The following is a 15,640-nucleotide window of genomic DNA, read 5'->3' on the forward strand; positions in this document are numbered from 1 at the left end:
CCCCTCACAAGTACTTTTTTATGCCATCAAAATGATTCTGAAGTCTCTGTTAAAACCCTGGCTATACAATATAATGAGCAGAGACTTGTTGAAATGCATAAAGAGGCTTGAGCTTTGGATAATCAAGACGGCGTAAGATTAGTGCTCTCTCCTATACAGATGGCAGCTTTGTTGTCTGATAAAAGCGTAAGTGAAGGGGAAACCCTGAGTGATCGGCTATACGGCGGCTTAGGGTTGGCGGAGGGATTGTTGAATTTATCCAATGGTTTAATTATGAAAAACATTAATGTACATGTCCTGGACAGCCTGATTGCCATCTATTTTGGGCAAGATTATGATTTGTTTGGTAGTGGAGAGAGCGTGGATACGCAAATAGACGCATGGATTGCAGACACACCATCCGCTACACGACATGGCTTGATAGGATATATTGATCAATTTATTCAGGAATCTGATAACCTCGAAGATGATTTTGAAAGCCGCTATGGTAATGAATTTTCGGCACAGTTATGGAATACCACGCCAGCTAATTTCCTTAGCTTATTAAGACAAAAGGTAATTGATTCACTTTCTTGACGCGAATGCCTAACACCAGGTGATGCTTATTCGGTCCCCATACGATTCTCTCTGTTTCGTGAAAAACCTCGTGAGAGGTTAGATGAGCACCAAAATGTATAGCAACGCCTTCTCGTTAAAGTGAAGGAAAAGGACTCATCTGTACCTGTTGATGGTGCTTTTGAGCGTTTTTCATGTAATTACATGTACAGCTCTGTTTCTTTAAAAGACGCCATTTTTTGACCTCTAGGGAAGGTCATTAAGGTAATCCTGTGTTCATCTTTAACCTTATGCTCCCCAACCACTCAGGCAACACCTTCCCGTACCATCCCAAATACTTCGCCAGTTCCGGCTTTCCCCGCTCACTCAATATCAGCACCACCTCATTCACAATCCACGCTTTAGCAAGGGCGATCTCTTTCGCCAGCACATCCGCATTAAACCTGCTATGCAACTGAAAATAGCGCCTTGCTAACAATCGAAAATCTTCTTCTCCTCCCATCCCTTTGATCAAAGGCGCTAAATCTATCGCCGGGCTACCCAGGCCAAAGCGTTCCCAGTCGAAAAGCACCAGTTCGCCATTCTCTCTCTTTCCCCAGTTACCTGCATTGGTATCACCGGAGATCACGCAATGCGGTTCAAAAAGCACATTGCTGTGCTTGTGCATTGCCCGAAGCTGCCGTTCCGCCTCTGCAGGCAGGCGAAGCAGATCGAGGCAGCTTTCCAGTGCTGCCTCGTCCCACCGATGTGTGCTGAACGTCCATGAGGGATCAGGCGGTACAGAATATAATCGTGCAAGAACGGAAAGGAATGCATCGCCTGTAACAGCGTCTTGTTGGATGGGTTCAGGAATATATTCGAGTATGAGCTTTCGTTGTTCGTAGCAGGCTGATTTCACAACGGGCGTCAGAATGCCATGCCGTGCCAGAAGGGGAGCGGCATCGCGGTAGAAAGCATATTCCACCTCGCTTACCGGCGCTTTTTCAATGGCACAGGCCTTACCATCTTCATCCGCAAGGCGTTTTACGCGGGCACTACCCATTTTCGCTAAATCTGCGTCAGTCATAGCAACGCTGCATTTACTCTTAACATAGCAAACCCAGCCTGCCCCCACCTCCGCAGGAGCAGGCCGCCTCAATCTTACTATTCAGTCAGCCCAATCGCCTTCATCACCCGTTTTCTCTGCTGCACGGACAGCGAAGCCAGATCCTTAATCGATCCCACCCGCGTCCCGTTTATCACATCCCTGGGTTTGAAGCTGATAATAATCTGGCACCAGGTAACCTTCACATCCAGTTGCACACCAATCGGAAAACCCGCTTCTTTTAGCCAGCAGCCCTTCAGGGTGATCGCTGGAACGCGGCGATAATTTGGAGTGCGGGTCACATAACCCACGGTCGCATAGCGCTGCGTATAGTTTGGTGCTTTAGGTTCAGTGTGGCCTGAAATACAATCGAAGGCAGTCATGATTACTATTCCTTATAAATAGTGATTGTGATCAGCGATGCGGATGTGTTGCCCCACATTCGTATCGCGCTAAATGACCGGAATATTTAATCAGGCAGGCGAAAACGCAGCGAGAGTGAAAATAGCAAACTGCGAAAACGTACGCAGAAATTTCACGCAAATCGCAACGTAATCCATCATTTTTAGTGGCAGATCTAAATTCTGATAGTGGCGAAAAGAAGGGGGAAATACCCGACCATTTCACGCGTCCTCAGCGTCAATCCGTTGTCCTGTTGCCCTGGCCTAAACCGCCTCCGGGACTTTCACCGCGTCACCAAACCCTGACCCCGAAATCCTTTATCAGCCACTCGCACTCTCCTGGGATCTCCATAACAATTTCCACATCGGCACTGTTAACGCCTTAGCTAGCCACAGGATCAGGCGCTTCCGCTGGTGAAGCGTAATCTTATCGCCGAGCCGTTCGTGACCGTTGCCTCACCGCAATACTTACTGATGCCAGCTTGCTGACCGGCAGCAATGACTGGGCTTATGAGATCACTAACGAATGTCACTTTTTCAACATTCCCAAATCGCTTGCGGTCTGTGACCGTACGCCGTTACGAAAATCGGTGCTTTCAGGGGCTGGGATTGCCTGCATGCCGGAGTATGTTGTCCAGCGTGATATTTGCAGTGAAAAACGCATCTGCCTTTTTAAATAGATGAAATCATCGAAATGGTTATTAAACCTTTATTATCCGACCCGCAGCCAAATAGCTGAAGCCAGATGGACAGCAAGAGAGATAGGCTCGTCGCCTGATATTGAAATCCTTTCGACTAATCCTGTAATTACGCAGAATGCTCTGCAACTATGAAGTCTGTTGATGATTACGAAGATGCAGTAAGGCTCCGTTATTACTTTATCGCTCTGTGTCGCCGTGCTCTTGATAATCTGGTATACAGACCCGTAACGCCCTTAACGTCAGGATAAAAAATGAAAGTCAGCGAAGAAATCCTTATGCAGGCCGGTTTCACGTCACGTGAGCTGGGCAGAATAAAAAACATTTCACAACGCTCTGGCGATACACTGGGCGAAGCTATTAACGACCTGGCCCGACGCTTTATTATTGCTGCTGTCGCCGTGACATTTTGCCTGGTCGTGTTCTTTATCCTGCTTGTTTTTGGCTCAGCCCAATCGGTTATCCCGGGTGCTATCGGTCTGGCCTGTGGCGCTGCCGTTGCAGCATTCTCTCAGCCGCCTGTTATCACTTACAAAGCCTGGCGTTTCAGACGCGCTCAGCGCGGTTGATCGCTGTTTTTACTGTCGTGAAGCAGTTCTAAAATGACCCCGGCCTTCACCCCGTAGTTCACGATCTTCATTGTCAGTTGTGACCTGTCCATCGTGTCTATTTTCCGGAAGTAGTCTGTCGGTAGCCATCGAAATTTATGCAACGCCACTGACTGTTTCGGCGCGACCTTTGTTAGCCTGTTTCTGACGGATACATCGCCGCAGAAGGCTCTGAGATGGGAAAATACCAGCGGTTCGCTGGCAATGAGTTAGCGTGGTCCAATGAAAGGTACGTCGACGCAGGCCCAGATCAGGCAGGTTTTGAGGAAGACAGGCTAAAATTAAGCTTACGATTAACGTCGAGGCTTTTATGCATCGCCAGCGTTCTGCGTTTTAAAGAAGATAATATTGTCGTTGTGTTATAAAATTGAAGTTCCTGAAAAATAATAAATAATAATATGCATTCTTTTCTGTCATTGAGTTTAACGCTGGCGTTTATCATTTTGCTGATTAAGTATTTCTTTCTGCCGATGTTCAAACGAGACGATTTCTTTGCTGTTAAAGGTGAGTTGAAGAAGATTTCTATTGATACACCGCTGCTTAAACGTCTTGGGATGAACACGGAGGATTACTATTACGAGGCAAATTTCCTCTACCAAAAGCGTAAGGAAGACATCTTTAATAAAAAATCTCGCTGGGCCAACTTATTCAGGTGAGACCGACCGGAACGCAGATTAGCAATCGTCGTGTCTGGCAGCTTCGTTATCGCACAGGTGCCTCGCAGACAGAAAAAACAGTCAGTATCCTGAATAACTACTAGCTATTTAATCAGGACTTTGCCGGTTTTCTTTCAGCCGTTCGGGCAGCCAATCCCGAGGCTGAAGTAAAAAATGATAATCTGGGGCATATAAACCTTTGGAGGCCGGTGCTGAAATGAGTCCTGAACTGGAGGAAGTCATCGCATTTGTTCGTGACTATGCGGGATGGAAGTCTAAAGTCGTCAATGAAAATACATTGTTGGAACGAGACCTTCATCTTGCCGGTATGGATGGCGTCGATTTTTTAGAGGCAGCCGAAACGTTTTTTGCCGTCAGCTTCGATATCGAAGATGACGATTTTCGTACACTGTTTGATTTGAAAGAAAACGAATACCTGTTCAGCAGTGAAGGACTCGATTTATTGGGCATTGGCTACTTTTTTGAATGGCTGCGGGGAAAACCGCATTCTGTCGTTAAAGATCTCTCTGTTGGTCAGCTTCACCAGGTTCTGGTGAAGCTACGCAGCAAAAATTCGCGAGATGTCCGTCGTGACATCTGAAGCAATGTGTCACTCTGGGCACGGATAAGTGTTTCCTAAGCGCGGTCAGAACCAGTCAGTAAACCCCATCACGTCACGTTATTTAGTCGTGCTTTTTCCATCTTTATCCCAAACACCGCGATACTCAGTAGCAAACAGATAACCGCACCAACGCCGAACAGCAAATTAACGGCCAGGTCCAGGCTGGCATGATCCACCACCGCGCCTAACAGCACGGGCACCCAGTTAGCGATATAGGCAATCACGTAAAACAATGAAATCAGTTTTGCGTGACTGGCGGTAGGGGAGAGCATATTCACCAGAGTTGCACTTCCTACAAAGATCGCGCCATAGGAATAGCCGGCGACGATCAATCCTGTACATGCCCAGACCAGAGAGTGGTGGCCAATCGCCCAGGTAAAAAGCACGATGGATATGGCCTGCGTAAGGCAGCCAGCAGCAAGAGACGTGCGGGCGCGAATCCGGCGGCTCAGAATCTGACTGATACCAGCCACCACTAAATAAACCGCAATCACATAGCCATAAACGCCCTGGCTATGAATGCCAAGCAGATGCTCGGACACGGCCGGACCAATCGACAAGATACTGGCGGCAAACGCCCAGCTCATAAACAGCGCGCCGGCACAGAGGAAAAACCGCACGCCTGTCGCTTTCAGTCCGGCTTTCAGTGTCGCCTCCACTGAGGTGGCAGGTGAAGAGGTGGCGACCGAGGGTTGGTCGTGACGCCCATCTGGCCAACTGAAACGTAACCCGATAAGGGCGATTGCGGCCGTCAGCATGATCAGCAGAAACGGTAACGTCTGACTGTGGAAACCTGTCTGAATCGCCACGCCGCTAAAAACCGGCCCCAGCGCCAGACCTGTGGTGAAAGAGAGCGTAGCGAGCAGGGCCGCCACTTTACCGCCATCTTTGGGACCAAACCGCACCAGGGCGATATTCGCTGCGCCGGTTAATGCCCCCGTTCCCACACCCGCGAGCAGGCGTGCCATAAACAGACAGGCAAACGAATCGGCGAGAGAAAACAGCAGGGCACCGGCAAAGACAGCCAGCAGTGCGGGCATCATCAGGCTGCGCAGATCGGCGACCTTCCCGGCAAGATTTCCCACGCTAAATAACGCAATCAAAACGCCCGCCGCATAGGCGCCGTAGATAACTGTCAGGCTGACGGCGGTTAAGCCCAACTGCTGTTGATAGAGAGGGTAAAGCGGCGTTGGCGCACTGCTGTTTAATAAGGCGGCGATCAAAGCCAGTGCAAGAAAGAATAAAATGCTCTTTGTGGAAACAGACTTTTTTTTGTCTGTCGAACGGCTATTGATGGTTAACACTTCTGACATGTTTATTTCCTGAGCTGTAGATAATTCAGCTCTGCTTAGCAAGCGCTAATGTCACAGAGCAGTAAACAGATGGATAATAGTGTCTGCTTATTGCTTGTAATAGAGACAATAATGCATCACAAGTCTTCATTTATGCAGCTTGATGATTTATACAGAATGTGTTTTGTTAAGCAGGATGCGGGTAATGAAGATACAACTTGCTAATAATGCCAAGCCATAAACAAAATGATTGATGAGAGCCGCTATTAACAATTCATAATTGCCACTTTTCATTCCCCACAAACCCAACCCTACAGAAGGATAGATAAAAACTAAGGTTATCAATGAGCATATCAACCCATAAACAGCCGTTTTGAAAACTGACAGGTTAGAAATAAAATTTGTCTTAAAAAATAGCCAGCAATAAGGAAAGGCTAATGCAATGCCTGCAAAGTAATGGAAAAAGTAACCTATTAGTAATCCGTTTTTATTTGTTGCGATTTCACTGGGGTGAGAAAAAATAAAATCACCTTCCATCCATTGTGACAGCATGTTGCCAATGAAATAGATATTTAGTGCTGGTATAAGATGGATTGTTGATGTGATTTTGTTTATTAAATCCATGCTAATTGTGGAGGTTACGCCACTTAAAGAAGTTAGAAAGATAATTTTCTTGAATGTTTTATGCATTTTTTTCTTCCATTGATGTTAAATTTATTTTCGAAGGCGAACGTTTTTTTATTGATGCCAGGATGCCGGATGCAACTATACATAACATACCACCTGCAGCGATTATGGATATTTTCTCTCCAAATAAATAATAGCCAATAAACGCTGTGAAAATAATAGTGCTATAGGAAATAACACTTACAGTGGTTGCTTCACCTAAACTGTATGCGCGCGTCATAGCCAATTGACCAAGGGTACCAAATCCACCAACAGCGATAAGAGCAATAAATTGTTTTAACGTTGGCAGGCTGATCTCAGACATCAGACACACACCGAGGCCAATAACTGCACCTGGCAATGAAAACCAGAACACGACTCTGAGGATTGGTTCACCGCTCAGAGTCAATTTACCTATGTTATAATAAGCGAGCGCAGTAAGCAGACCCGATAAAATTCCAGCTACAATGAAAATATGGCTGCTAACGGGATAATTAGGATTTAACAAAATGACCACACCCAAAAAGCCTAGTAAAATCGATGCCAGTATGCGACTGGATGATCTTCCTTTTTTGGTAGACACCATGATTATTCCTTGAAAAATGGGGTTGGTATAACTCAGCGTTGTAGCCATAGCTACAGGTAGATGCATAAGAGAATAAAAGCCACAATACATCGCGCTATTACCTAATGAAGCACGTTTCAAATGTAATAATGGCTCATTAGGTCTAAAAGTGATGCCTTTGTAAAACATCATTACAGAGACGGTAAGCATATTAATAAAACAGCGAAAGAAGATTATCTCAAAAAAACTCATCTCTATTGATAATGATTTTATTGTTGCGTTCATTAGTGAAAAATAAATACAAGCGAGTAGCATCCATAAGACAGCCATGATCGTATTCTATCTCCTATTAATTAGGATTTTTATTGTTTGTGGTTTCAGTCGTAAGTGGTGTGTTTTTTGAACAGGCAAAGAAGACTAACATGCCCGCTCCCTGGCTACCAGAAATCCCCTGATGAACCGAGTTCACTGTGTCGCTGAAAGTATCTCCTTCAGAGAAGGTGATTTTTTTCTCTGCGTTCTTCATTGTGAGGGTTACGCTTCCATGCGTCATATAGACCGTACTTATGCATTTATGGTAATGCCATGGAAGAACATGTACAGGCGGAATTTCAACTTTTAAAACTGTAATTTCTGGTGTGCCATTAGGATAGGCATGATAAATATTTCCATCCCATGAGCGCTCGGTCTGTAGTAAGATTTTTTTTTCAACTCTCGTCTTTGCAATTACAGTATTCATGAAAAATATAGTGGTTAACGCGATTATTAATTTATTCCATTTAAGCATAATTATTCCCTGAGTATCTTATTTGTGAGGTATTAAAGAAAAACTCTGCGCAGCAATTCGTGCCTCATAAGCCGTTACGCTTTGTGAGTAGTAGTGATTCGGTGTTGTGTGATTACCGACAACGATTTCGATCAGGAAAGGCCCGGAATGTTGATTTGCTGCGTCGACGGCTGTGTTTAATTCTTCCAGTCGTGTAACGCGGGTGGCTTCAACACCAAGGCTTGTCGCAAAGCCTACCCAATCATGGGCTGGAAGATGGGTAAAGTCTGCAGAAACGCCACGTTGATGTAATGTATCAATGTGCATAGCGCCGTGGGCTTGGTTGTTCAGGACTACGAAAAGCGTTTTAACACCGTAACGGGCTGCGGTTTGAATTTCTATGCCGTGCATCAGCATGCATCCATCACCAGTTACCACCATACACGGCCGTTCTGGTTGGGCCAGTTTAATGCCGATACCCGCACAGATAGCCCAGCCCATGGGGGCAAGCTCACTGGAAGTATGATAATCACCGATGCCAGCAGCGGACCAGTAATGGGCCATAAAGATTCTATGCGCACCAGAATCAACAACAACGTTAGTATTCTCGGGCAAGATATTACGTAAGTAGCGAACAACATCACCAGCAAACAAGCGGTTATCTTTTTCATCCTTTGCTGTAAAAATCGATGTTTTAGAGATGGTTAACGGTAATCTATGAATATCAGATATCCAGCGTAAACGTTTCTGTTTAGCCGCGAGCAAAGGTGTTCTTCTCGGTATCTTGATATTGAAGAGGTAATCTAAGGTTTTACTAAGATTTGAGAATATTTGAATATCAGGTTGGTAGTGTAAGCAGTTCTTTTCGAAATCATCGTCAATGAATATTAGTGTCTTATTACTGTGAAGTTCTGGGCACCAATTGAGGCTGTCTCGCTGTGTTAAATCACTACCGAGAACAATCAAAACATCAACACTGGTATCATTAATAGTTGTTATTGCGCGAGTATGGCCGGCGAAACCGTATAAGCCAAGGGATAAAGAGTGTTTTTCAGGGAAGGCACCTTTACCTGAAAGGGTAGTCGCTACCGGAATAGAAAATTTCTCGGCTACGCCTTTCAACAGTTTAGCACCATGATAATTATTAACACCGTTACCTGCTAAAATAGCAACATTGAAATCATTACAAAGATAATCATGAATAAGCATATCCATTGCTGATGTATCAATCGCTAAACCATGTTGTATACTATTTGTCTTTATCGAGTTGTCTTGTTGAGATTTCTTTTGAATGTTTACTGGCAAGTTTAAATAGGCACGCCCTTTTCTATGAGGGTTAAGTAGATCGAAGGTACGCCGTAATTCGTGGTTAAACACAGAAGGTGTTTTTATTTCAATAGCACTATTAAGTAAAGGTTTGACGACGGATATTTCATCAAGTCCACCATTACTGCCATCTTGAAAGGCTCCCTGAGCTTCATGGTAAGTAGCTACGCCGCCTGTGATGTAGAGCACGGGTATTCGGTCAGCTCGGGCAGCTGCCATCGCTGGTATAAAATTCATTGTGCCAGGCCCGGAAATTCCCAAACAAACGCCAAAATTCCGATTACCTCTTGCATAACCGTCAGCCATGAATCCGCAGGCGGTTTCATGTGCCCCCATAATTCCGATGATTGATGATTTTTCCAGTGCTTTGATGATGGGATAAATCAATTTACCAGGTACTAAGAAAATGTGACTTATTTGTTTATTGTATAATTGATTAATAAGATCTTCAGCAAAATTCAAAGCAATTTCTGCTTCGCTAATATTATTTTCAACAACTTTATCGGAGTTAAACGCCGGGTAGATGGTTACGAAACTATCATCTTCAAACAATTTCATTATCTAAATCCATTAGAATAAAAGTAAAGATAATCAGAACTGATCGGGCAATAAAATGTGCGTTAGATGGAGGCCACTACAGGATAAAACACAGCGAGGCTATATCCAAAAAACGGCCCATCATAGTCACAATTTGAAATTTTAAAAGTTGCATTAATGCTTCACAATAATGCAAAAATATTTATGATTGCATAGTGGTTTTTATGATATGGCTGATGGCGTTCGATAGTTTTTTAGCCAGTTTGAAGACACACGTTTAGCTAAAATAACATGGAGTAGTGGATGAACTGGGATGATGTCCGTTTTTTCCTTGCACTGGCAAGGCATAAAACGTTGCGCGGGGCTTCGAAATCGTTAAATGTTGATCAGGCAACGGTAGGACGACGTATCGCTGCGTTTGAAAGCGCGCTCGGTTCCCGGTTGTTTATCCGCACGCCCCGTGCCTTTACGCTAAGTGAGTTTGGCGAACAGGTGATGGCAGAAGCCAGTGCCATGGAAAGCGCCATGCAGGTAATGCGTCGCAAAGCGGCCTGCGGCGATAACCTCCCTGCAGGTAACGTTCGCATTGCCACCACCGACACGCTCGCCTCGGCGTTTGTCATGCCTGCCATTGAACGTCTGCGTGAAGACTATCCGGATATCACCGTAACCTTGCTGACCGGACTGGAATTCGCCGATATCTCCTACCGCAGCGCAGATATCGCCATTCGTGGGGCACGGCCAGATTCTGAGGAGTTGATCGTCAAACGTCTGGCGACCATTCAGATGGGGCTTTACGTCAGCCAGCGTTATTTCGACAGACTCGGTGAACCGAATGAAGATAGTGGATTAACCGACCATCAATTGGTGATGTTTCCGGCAGAGCTTGTGCCGCGTCATCGACAAAACCTGTGTGGATTTGCCGTAAACAGCCAACAGGTGGTGCTGGAATGCAATACGCAACTGCTTATGGAAGCCGCCATTAAACGCGGGATTGGCATTGGCTTACTCTCGACGTTTTTGGCTGAGCGCGATCCGCAATTAATCCCGCTCTTTCCCGACAAACGCGACCCGGTTGATATCTGGCTGGTGCTCCATCCGGATTTGCAAAAGGTCGCGCGCATCAGGGCGGTGATTACGGCGCTTGAGCAGTGTTTTGCTGCGTAAGCAGTATAAGGGTAAATTTGCAGTCTATCTCATAAAGTAAATGTTTAAATTCTTCTTAAACAGGTATTTATCTATAAGGAAAATAGACGTGTGATCGCTTTATAGTAATTGCCTTTTTGGATAGAACCCAAAGAAAAGCTGACGAATCGGTAAACCTCGCAGGGAAAGAGTACCGAGTCGTCATGTTATTAAATTAATCAATAAAATATACGCGATATAACAGGGCTGATTATAAAAAACTAAAGAAAACTCTGGGTTATGGTTTTAATCAAAGGTAATAACTTTATGGTTCTCAACTGGAAATATTGTTTTTCTATTAAATTGTTATATCGCATCAACAACCGTAAGCAAAGTACGTAAACCCATCAGTAGCTTATTGGAAGTGCAACTCGGGTATTTTTATTCCCATATTTCTACTGTGAACGGTATAATCCTCTGGGATGTTATATTTCTCCCCGTCAACTCCAGGGGTGAGTATATTTTTGACATAATATTCTACCGCCTTTTTAAAAGCTGCGTCATCCTCAATAATTTCAAGCTCTTCAATCTCGTTAACAAGAATATGTATACCTTTAAGGCATTCATTTAGATTGAGAGCGGGCTTATCAGGAGCAGCGTCATATGAGAAAGAAAAGTTATTTCTTTTTAACCAGGTAAATAAAAAGACACCTGTTGCTGAATCAAAGTTTCGCGTTGCATCATGCTGGGCCGGGTACCTTGCCAGTCTTTCGAAAAGGATAAACTCAGTGATTTCTTGCCACCATGGATACTTTCTCTCTTGTAAAGTCATAATTGTCTTGCAGTCAACTTTTATTTCTTCGAGAATACCAGCCCAGAAGTTCATTTTAACGTGTATGTTTCTGTCAAAAGGCCGGGTGCCGCAATGATGATAATAATCATGAAGATATCCCCATACTGTGCGAGCGGCATAGCAGCTTTCTTCATCAATCTCTTTAGAATAGATTTCTTTCAAATTGAAAATATTTTCAGCTCTACATATTGTATCTTGAGTGTAGATTTTGTGAAACTTGTCGAAAAAAAATAAAGCAAAAGATTGGTCAGTTATTTTTTTCCTTTGTCTTAACATTTTCAGGAAAAAAAACTAAGCAGCGTCCAGTTGAAAAACCATAACTAGATGAAAGTAGGCATACAGTTTGGCTTACATTTTTTGGGTGCGGGATTTCGGCTTCAATTTCCTTAACAACCGCAGGTTCTTTACGCTGTACCAAAAAACATTCTAACCAGTATCCCTTTTGATGGCCGCTGTTGGGTGTGGTAATTGCTGCCAGGCAGAAAGTCGTCTCACCATCTTTGGGAACTACAAAGTTAGCAAGAGAGTTATCAAAAAAAGGCTCTTTATTAAGGCCTCGTTTTTTCCAGTCATTGAGGTCAGCAATAAGATGTGTTGCATAATTATCTTGAGAGAGATCTTTAAGTATATTGCCCGAAATAGATATAATCTCGTCTAATAATTTCTCAGCTCGGGTAAGTTCATTAATGACTGCGCCAGTATTGCACTGATAGCGTTGAAACTCATTAATCATTGGGACGAGTTTAGAGGAAACTTTATTTTTAATATCTGTCATAATATTTTCCATTAATGACGATGCCCATGAATGGTGAAACACATAGGAACCTCGCCAAAGTCCTCAATAATATGCAATCCATTTTCTTGAACTGCTTTCAATGTAGTAATGCAGCCGACCGTATTGTCATTAGCGCATTCAAGTGCAGCCTGTACATTACTATTTACCAGCTTTACATGCTCACTATATAGTGAAGCAAGGTGTGCTGGCGCTGGATGTGAGGAAATAGTTGATTCTTTTGTTAAAGATGTATTTTTATCCTTTACTGCAAGAACCATATTCCATGTTGGCATAATAAAACTGTCTTTGATTTCCATTTCTATTAAATTTTTAAAAACGATATGATGTAAATCAGGGTAAACTGCACAACCCAAAAGAAGATCTTGCTTGTTTTTTTTTACCTCAACCAGGGCTTCCTCAAGAGTAGAGTAAAGTATAACCTCTCCATTGAAGTTATTATTTTTAAGCCATAAATAACCTGCTTTTTCACAATTTGTTCCAGCAGGACCTAAAGTATGAATCGTTCTACTTAACATTTTAATTTTCCATTTAATTAGTTATTGGTATACGACAGTAAGGTTTTTATCTAAATATTCATGAAATTCAACACAGTCTTGATGACTCTGATGTTGTGTAAGGATAAAGCCAGGGTAACCTGAGAAGTGAGGATATGGAAGGATTTTCGTTCCCGGTTCAATGAATTGAAATATCCTCTGAGTTTCTTCCATGTTGTTTGCTTCATTAATTCCTTTAATTTCCTTGAAGATACCATCTCCCTGAAGTGGGATTATATAATTTCCGGCGGTGTGTTTGCTTGTTATATTATCGGGCAAATCTGGTTTGGCTATATTTAAAGCCTGGCATATAACAAGTTGCAAGAAATTTATACCCGTACTGGCTTTAACTATAAAATGTGAAATGCCAGAACCGCCTATACGTGGGGCCACCTCAATAACATAAGGCTTCCTGTTGCTGTCAATACGTAATTCGACATGCGCTGGTCCTTCCGTAATACCTAAAGCTAGAACAACCCGTTTAGCTTCATCACATATATCCAGATGTAATTTATTATCGATATTTGCTGGCGATATGTAGATTCCTTCCTCGAAATAAGGGCCTTTACAGTCACCTTTGTCTCCAACTGAAAGCACAGTTACAACACCTTGACTCGATAAGGTTTCAATAGCAAATTCAGGGCCATCGATGAAAGATTCAAGAATTACGCCACCTTTACCATATACAAACTTACCTAATTCCGTATGGTTGATTTCCCATACTTTTTTTACAGCTTTAACAAGACTTTCATAATCTTCAACACGGATAATACCTTGACTTGAAAATCCGTTAGTAGGTTTAACAACTAATGGAAATTCAAGGGCAGCTTCATTTGGTATTTCTTCTTCGCTCAGTTCAATGAAAGTAGGCGTATTTAGCCTATGCTCAAGCATTATGCGACGAGTTAAATTTTTATTTCTGCAGTTTTCAATTACACTTTCAGGTAAATAAGGTAGTTTTAATTTTTTTGCAACTTTTGATGCGAAGTTAAGAGCGGGCTCAAAGAGTGTCAATATGCCGTCAAAGGGATGATTCTTATATTGTTCCTCCATGATTTTTAAAGCTTCTGATTCATTGCTAAACAGAGGTAAAGGTACAGCATATTTTACAGCAGGAAGGGAAGGTGGAGCACATTCTTCTGAGTTGTAAAAAAAAGTGATGTCGATCCCTAATTTTTCCGCCTCTTCGAAAACAAAAGGCAGTTTCCTGTTTTGACATATGATAGCTAAGTTCTTTCTAACATTTGACATCTTTCAAACCTTTTCTAAAAGGAGGAAAATTAATTAACATTACACCTAAAATCACTATGGACGTTCCAATTCCGACATTGGTAGTGATAATCTCGTCCATAAAGACATATCCGATGTAAAGCGCTATGACTGGAGATATAAACAAATGAGAGGTTGCTTTAGATATATGCCAGTGTTTCAAAAGTAATATATTAAGGGAGAACCCTAATACAGAACCAATTAAAGCAAGATAGAGGAGGGCATATAAACTTGTACTTGAAAAGGTTCTAACGCCACTTTCTAAAATTAGGCTGGCCGACAATAGTAATACGCCACCACAAAGCATCGATAATGATACAAAGTTTAGAAATGGTAACTCGCTAATGTGACGTTGGACTTTTAATGTTATTGCTGCTGAGCTTCCCATCGCAAATAGTATTGATACCATCGCAAGAATGCCAATGCTATTACTTTCAATATGTAATCTGTTGCTGAAAACTATTATTATGCCTATTACAGCACAAGCTACACCAAGTATTTGGCGGAATGAGGCTGGCTTACCACGTAAGAAATGATTCAATAATAAGGCATAAACACTAATACTTGAAGCTAGCACCGCAACCAAACCACTTGGGACATGTGATGAGGCCCAGTAAACTGTTCCAAAAGGTACCGCAAAATAAAATAACCCATTTGCGAGAGCGAGTTTTATTAAGTTTTTATTTAATTGAAATTGACGACGTAAAAACTGAAATAAAAAAATTATTGTTCCCGCAATCAGGAATCTCATACCTGCAGACCACAAAGGTAAGCTATTGTTTAGACCCGTTTTCTGAAGTGCCCACGTTGTTCCGCCTATTAAGCATAACGCAACGAAAGCTAGTACCGGAATGCTTGATTTTGAAAAAATACGACCTTGAAATGGCATTTACAGACTCCGTGCCTGAAAGAATTGATGCTTAGTTGGTAGTGAATCAATAAATTTCTCTCACTTATCCCTGCTTGTTCTTAACATATCAGACTGCTAAATGTGATGTAAATGATAAAAAAAGGTTAATTTACATTCGCACTAACATTCCTTGTTTTTTTTAAAAAAGTAATATGAAAGCCTGTGTTCTGTGAGAAAGTTGGTTGAAATTGCTGCGTCGCAGGAGGTCTGTAAAATGTTGTCAAATCAATATAACTTAATGATTTTAAATGTTTTTATCTTTGGGTTATGTAAGAAGGAGAGCTACTTCATCAGATAGTTTGTTTTATGACACAATGAATTATTGCGTTATTTATAAGTAACATCTTAAAAATTTCATTATAGAAATGGCTTAATAGT

Annotated in this window: 16 protein-coding genes and 1 pseudogene; 5 read left to right on the top strand and 12 right to left on the bottom strand. The window is 42.6% G+C overall.

Annotation, left to right across the window (positions count from 1 at the left end):
• Positions 1-273 precede the first annotated feature (273 nt).
• Positions 274-576, top strand: a complete 303-nt coding sequence (locus tag C1N64_RS05595) for a contact-dependent growth inhibition system immunity protein (RefSeq protein WP_054688474.1) — start codon at positions 274-276, stop codon at positions 574-576.
• A 238-nt stretch (positions 577-814) separates the two neighbouring features.
• On the opposite strand, the gene C1N64_RS05600 is transcribed toward C1N64_RS05595, so the two are convergent.
• The gene (locus C1N64_RS05600) at positions 815-1,621 is read right to left on the bottom strand and encodes a phosphotransferase family protein (RefSeq protein WP_394515314.1); all 807 of its coding nucleotides are present in this window, start codon (positions 1,619-1,621) and stop codon (positions 815-817) included.
• 77 nt (positions 1,622-1,698) lie between these two features.
• A complete protein-coding gene (locus C1N64_RS05605) occupies positions 1,699-2,022 on the bottom strand; it encodes a SymE family type I addiction module toxin (protein WP_394515315.1) in 324 nt (107 codons plus the stop codon).
• Between the two features lie 970 nt (positions 2,023-2,992).
• Here C1N64_RS05605 and C1N64_RS05610 point away from each other — a divergent pair.
• From C1N64_RS05610 to C1N64_RS05620, 3 genes and pseudogenes are all read left to right on the top strand, one after another.
• The gene (locus tag C1N64_RS05610; RefSeq protein ID WP_394515316.1) at positions 2,993-3,307 is read left to right on the top strand and encodes a hypothetical protein; all 315 of its coding nucleotides are present in this window, start codon (positions 2,993-2,995) and stop codon (positions 3,305-3,307) included.
• A 144-nt stretch (positions 3,308-3,451) separates the two neighbouring features.
• Positions 3,452-3,556: pseudogene (locus tag C1N64_RS05615) on the top strand (sugar kinase); the annotation flags it as partial.
• A gap of 663 nt (positions 3,557-4,219) precedes the next feature.
• On the top strand, positions 4,220-4,603 hold the full coding sequence (locus C1N64_RS05620) for a hypothetical protein (RefSeq protein WP_033740132.1): 384 nt from the start codon (positions 4,220-4,222) through the stop codon (positions 4,601-4,603).
• Between the two features lie 68 nt (positions 4,604-4,671).
• On the opposite strand, the gene C1N64_RS05625 is transcribed toward C1N64_RS05620, so the two are convergent.
• The 5 genes from C1N64_RS05625 to C1N64_RS05645 all read right to left on the bottom strand — a co-directional run bounded on the left by C1N64_RS05625 (position 4,672) and on the right by C1N64_RS05645 (position 9,797).
• A complete protein-coding gene (locus tag C1N64_RS05625; protein ID WP_394515317.1) occupies positions 4,672-5,937 on the bottom strand; it encodes an MFS transporter in 1,266 nt (421 codons plus the stop codon).
• Positions 5,938-6,084: 147 nt separating this feature from the next.
• Positions 6,085-6,606, bottom strand: a complete 522-nt coding sequence (locus C1N64_RS05630) for a DUF2938 family protein (RefSeq protein ID WP_394515318.1) — start codon at positions 6,604-6,606, stop codon at positions 6,085-6,087.
• On the bottom strand, positions 6,599-7,477 hold the full coding sequence (locus C1N64_RS05635; RefSeq protein ID WP_110267900.1) for a DMT family transporter: 879 nt from the start codon (positions 7,475-7,477) through the stop codon (positions 6,599-6,601). Before C1N64_RS05635 ends, C1N64_RS05630 begins: the two co-directional genes overlap by 8 nt.
• 19 nt (positions 7,478-7,496) lie before the next feature.
• Positions 7,497-7,934 carry a cupin domain-containing protein gene (locus tag C1N64_RS05640; protein ID WP_110267899.1) on the bottom strand — a complete coding sequence of 146 codons (438 nt, stop codon included), beginning with the start codon at positions 7,932-7,934 and terminating at the stop codon, positions 7,497-7,499.
• Positions 7,935-7,952: 18 nt separating this feature from the next.
• The gene (locus tag C1N64_RS05645; RefSeq protein ID WP_394515319.1) at positions 7,953-9,797 is read right to left on the bottom strand and encodes a thiamine pyrophosphate-binding protein; all 1,845 of its coding nucleotides are present in this window, start codon (positions 9,795-9,797) and stop codon (positions 7,953-7,955) included.
• Positions 9,798-10,079: 282 nt separating this feature from the next.
• Here C1N64_RS05645 and C1N64_RS05650 point away from each other — a divergent pair, with 282 nt between their 5' ends.
• The gene (locus tag C1N64_RS05650; RefSeq protein WP_033740138.1) at positions 10,080-10,943 is read left to right on the top strand and encodes a LysR family transcriptional regulator; all 864 of its coding nucleotides are present in this window, start codon (positions 10,080-10,082) and stop codon (positions 10,941-10,943) included.
• A gap of 373 nt (positions 10,944-11,316) precedes the next feature.
• Here C1N64_RS05650 and C1N64_RS05655 read toward each other — a convergent pair whose 3' ends face one another.
• From C1N64_RS05655 to C1N64_RS05675, 5 genes are all read right to left on the bottom strand, one after another.
• Complete coding sequence (locus C1N64_RS05655; protein WP_394515320.1) at positions 11,317-11,916, bottom strand: DUF6421 family protein; 600 nt, start codon at positions 11,914-11,916, stop codon at positions 11,317-11,319.
• Positions 11,917-12,001: 85 nt separating this feature from the next.
• Complete coding sequence (locus C1N64_RS05660) at positions 12,002-12,529, bottom strand: DUF6421 family protein (protein ID WP_394515321.1); 528 nt, start codon at positions 12,527-12,529, stop codon at positions 12,002-12,004.
• 11 nt (positions 12,530-12,540) lie between these two features.
• Entirely contained in the window at positions 12,541-13,065 is a 525-nt protein-coding gene (locus tag C1N64_RS05665) for a type 2 periplasmic-binding domain-containing protein (RefSeq protein WP_033740141.1), read from the bottom strand.
• A 21-nt stretch (positions 13,066-13,086) separates the two neighbouring features.
• A complete protein-coding gene (locus C1N64_RS05670; RefSeq protein ID WP_394515322.1) occupies positions 13,087-14,334 on the bottom strand; it encodes an ATP-grasp domain-containing protein in 1,248 nt (415 codons plus the stop codon).
• Positions 14,321-15,241, bottom strand: coding sequence for a DMT family transporter (locus C1N64_RS05675; protein WP_072193753.1), 921 nt, complete (start codon positions 15,239-15,241; stop codon positions 14,321-14,323). Before C1N64_RS05675 ends, C1N64_RS05670 begins: the two co-directional genes overlap by 14 nt.
• Between the last annotated feature and the right edge of the window lie 399 nt (positions 15,242-15,640).

This window comes from Pantoea sp. SGAir0215 (assembly GCF_043543215.1).